Annotated in this window: 4 protein-coding genes; 2 read left to right on the forward strand and 2 right to left on the reverse strand. The window is 74.2% G+C overall.

The features are described from left to right. Together ACI379_RS02980 and ACI379_RS02985 are read left to right on the forward strand one after the other, a co-directional pair. On the forward strand, positions 1 to 2,171 hold a 2,171-nt coding region (locus ACI379_RS02980), incomplete at its 5' end, for a DNA glycosylase AlkZ-like family protein (protein WP_439790573.1). Continuing rightward, on the forward strand, positions 2,158 to 2,952 hold the full coding sequence (locus ACI379_RS02985) for a DNA-formamidopyrimidine glycosylase family protein (RefSeq protein ID WP_439790574.1): 795 nt from the start codon (positions 2,158 to 2,160) through the stop codon (positions 2,950 to 2,952). The genes ACI379_RS02980 and ACI379_RS02985, both read left to right, overlap by 14 nt. Positions 2,953 to 2,965: 13 nt before the next feature. Here the strand turns inward: ACI379_RS02985 and ACI379_RS02990 are convergent, their stop codons facing one another. Both ACI379_RS02990 and ACI379_RS02995 read right to left on the reverse strand, forming a co-directional pair. Next, positions 2,966 to 3,274: a helix-turn-helix domain-containing protein gene (locus ACI379_RS02990; protein ID WP_439790575.1), complete on the reverse strand. Its 309-nt coding sequence runs from the start codon at positions 3,272 to 3,274 to the stop codon at positions 2,966 to 2,968. A 37-nt stretch (positions 3,275 to 3,311) separates the two neighbouring features. After that, on the reverse strand, positions 3,312 to 3,682 hold a 371-nt coding region (locus ACI379_RS02995), incomplete at its 5' end, for a CinA family protein (RefSeq protein WP_439790576.1).

Raw genomic sequence — 3,682 nt, forward strand, 5'->3', positions numbered from 1 at the left:
GACGCAGCCCGCTGTGGCAGCAGCGTCAGCGCAGCGCGCAGCTCCTCGAGGTCGCCTCCCGCTACCCGTCGTTCCCCATCGTCCTGGAAGCCGTGCGCGAGTGCCTCCAGGACGTGTACGACCTGCCCGGTCTGGTCGACCTGATGCGGCGGGTGGACCGGCGCGAGGTCTCCCTCGTCGACGTGGAGACCCAGCGGCCCTCACCCTTCGCCGCCAACCTGCTCTTCGGGTACGTCGCCCAGTTCATGTACGAGGGCGACTCCCCCATCGCGGAGCGCCGCGCTGCCGCACTGAGCCTCGACCAGGGCCTGCTGGCCGAGCTGCTCGGCCGCGCCGAGCTGCGCGAGCTCCTCGACCCCGAGGTGCTGGCCGAGGTCGAGGCAGAGCTGCAACGGCTCGCCCCCGACCGCCGCGCCCGCGACGCCGAGGGCGTGGTCGACCTGCTGCGCCTGGTCGGTCCGTTGACCTCCGATGAGGTCCGGGCACGGACGACCCTCGACGATCCCGCAGCAGCGCTGACCGAGCTGGCAGCAGCGCGCCGCGTCGTCGAGGTGCGGATGGCGGGTGAGTCCCGGTGGGCCGTGGTGGAGGACGTCGGTCGGCTCCGCGACGGTCTCGGCGTCCCCGTCCCCGTGGGCACCCCCACCGAGTTCACCGAACCGGTCGAGGACCCGCTGGGTGACCTCGTCGGCCGGTACGCGCGCACCCACGGCCCCTTCACGGTCGACGACGTGGCCACCCGTCTGGGCGTGGGCCCCGCCGTCGTGCGCCACACGCTGGCTCGGCTGGCGGCCCGCGGTCGCGTGCTGGACGGCGAGTTCCGACCCACGGGCAGCGGCGAGGAGTGGTGCGGCGCCGAGGTCCTGCGGATGCTGCGCCGGCGTTCGCTGGCCCGGTTGCGCCACGAGATCGAGCCCGTCTCCCCGGCGACGCTGGGCCGGTTCCTGCCGGTGTGGCAGCGGGTCGGTGGCAAGCGGCGCGGCATCGACGGCGTTCTGGAGGCCGTCGAGCAGCTGGCAGGTGCGGTCGTGCCGGCCAGCGCCCTCGAGTCGTTGGTCCTGCCCTGCCGCGTGCGTGACTACTCCCCCAGCATGCTCGACGAGCTGACCGCGAGCGGTGAGGTGGTGTGGGCGGGCCACGGGGCACTGCCCGGCACCGACGGTTGGATCTCGCTCCACCTGGCCGACCAGGCACATCTCACGCTCCCCGAACGGGATCCCAGCACCCTCGCCCCCGACAGCCTCACTGCCCGCCTGCTCGAGGCCCTCGCCCCGGGCGGGGCATGGTTCTTCCGTGCGCTCAGCGACCAGCTGCGGGCCACGGACGACCCGGCGGTGGCGGCGGCCCTGTGGGAGCTCGTCTGGTCCAGCCACGTCACCAACGACACCCTCGCCCCCGTCCGCGCCCTGCTCCGCGGCGGCAGCGGGAGCCACCGCACGAGACGCGCCGCACCTCGCACCGGACGGATGCCGGCGCGCGGCGGTCCGCCGGAGACGGTCGGGCGCTGGTCGGTCCTGGGCGACCTGGACCTCGACCCGACCCGACGCGCCCACACGCGCGCGGAGCTGCTGCTCGACCGGCACGGCGTGGTGACACGGGGAGCCGTGGTCGCCGAGCGGGTGCCGGGAGGCTTCGCCGGGGTCTACCGGGTGCTGAGCGCGTTCGAGGACGCCGGGCGCACCCGCCGCGGCTACTACGTCGACGGACTCGGAGCGGCCCAGTTCTCCACCCCGGGGGCGGTCGACCGGCTCCGTACGTTCACCGACCCCGAGCCGGGTGCCGAACCGGTGGCCGTGACGTTGGCGGCCACCGACCCCGCCAACCCGTACGGCGCCGCGCTCGCGTGGCCCCAGGAGGCAGAGGCGTCAGCGGGACACCGTCCCGGACGCAAGGCCGGCGCGCTGGTCGTCCTCGTCGACGGCGCCCTGGTCCTCTACGTCGAACGCGGCGGTCGCACCGTGCTGACGTTCTACGACGACGAGCGTCTGCTGACCGCCGCCGCCCGGAGCGTCGCGGCCGCGGCCCGCGACGGTGCGCTCGGTGACCTCACCGTGGAGCGGGTCGACGGCGAGCCGTTGCTGGGCTCCGGCCCGACTCCCCTGCGTGCCGCCCTGGCGGAGTCCGGTTTCGTCACCACACCCAAGGGGCTGAGGATCCGTGCCCGAGGGTGACGCGGTCCACCGCACCGCGCGGCGGCTCGACCGGGCGCTGTCAGGACACGCGCTCGAGCGGTGCGACTTCCGGGTGCCGGCGCTGGCCACCACGGACCTCACCGGGTGCACGGTCGTCTCGACCAGACCGCTCGGCAAGCACATTCTGACCCGCATCGCTGGTGAGCAGGAGTGGACGCTGCACACCCACCTCGGCATGGACGGGTCGTGGCGGACCCTCGCGCCGGGTGCGCGGTGGTCGGCCCCGGCCCACCTCGTACGGGTGGTGCTCGCCACGGCGCGGGCGCAGGCGCTGGGCGTGGCGCTGGCCAAGGTCGAGCTCCTGCCTGCCATCCAGGAGGAGGCAGCGTTCGCCCACCTCGGCCCCGACCTCATGGCGCCCGAGCCCGACCTGGCCGAGGCGGTGCGACGCCTGGCCGCGGACCCGGACCGTACCGTCCACGCCGCGCTGATGGACCAGCGCACCATGGCGGGGCTGGGCAACATGTGGGTGGCCGAGCTCTGCTTCCTGCGCGGCGTCCACCCCCTGACACAGGTCCGTCACGCCGGGGACCTCGACGCCCTCGTCCAGCTCGGGCGCCGGCTGCTGCTCGCCAACAAGGACGGTCGACGCAGCACCTCCACCGGGGACTCCCGCGCCGGGAGGGAGCTGTGGGTGTACCGGCGGGACAGGCAGGAGTGCCGACGCTGCGGCGCCCCGGTCCGGGTGGCCATGGCCGGCCCGGGCGGGCGTGAGCGGGCGATCTACTGGTGCGACAACTGCCAGCCCCTGCGCAGCTGAGGCGAGGCGCGGGTCAGGCGGCGGAGGCGACCACGTCGCCCGTACGCTTCACGCCGATCGGCGTGGCGCTCGGGGCTGCCAGCAGCGACTCCTCGACGGCGGCCGCGTCGGAGACGTCCCGCAGCACCTGCGACAGCGGCAGGTCCAGCGCGGCACACAGGGAGGCGAGCAGCTCGGAGGAGGCCTCCTTCTGGCCGCGCTCGATCTCGGAGATGTAGCCCAGACTCACCCGGGCCTCGGCCGAGACCTCGCGCAAGGTCAGCCCGCGCTCGATCCGCGCAGCGCGCAGCACCTCGCCCAGCGTGCGACGGAACAGCAGCATGCGTCCTCCTCGAGGTGCCAACATCGTGGGGTCAACGCTACCCGAGGCCCGGTTCTTCCCGCCGCAGGACGTCCGCAACGAAACCCAGAGCCCGCTCAACTGCTTGGTGCTGGACTCGGTGCCGGTCGCCGTCGAGGTGCAGCGCACGGACCGACGCCCCGTCCGGACCGGCGACGCCGACGAAGACGGTGCCGACCGGGTGACCCTCCTGGCTGTCCGGTCCGGCCACGCCCGTGGTGCTCACCGCGTACGTCGCCCCGGTTACCCGCCGTGCTCCCTCGGCCATCGCACGGGCGCACTCGGCGGAGACGACACCGAACTCGGCGACCAGGGCCTCGGGCACACCGACCAGTGTCTGCTTCAGCTCGGTGGCGTAGGTGACCAGACCACCCACGTAGCAGCGCGACG

The sequence above is a fragment of the Nocardioides sp. genome, assembly GCF_051876515.1.
Taxonomy (GTDB): Bacteria; Actinomycetota; Actinomycetes; order Propionibacteriales; family Nocardioidaceae; genus Nocardioides.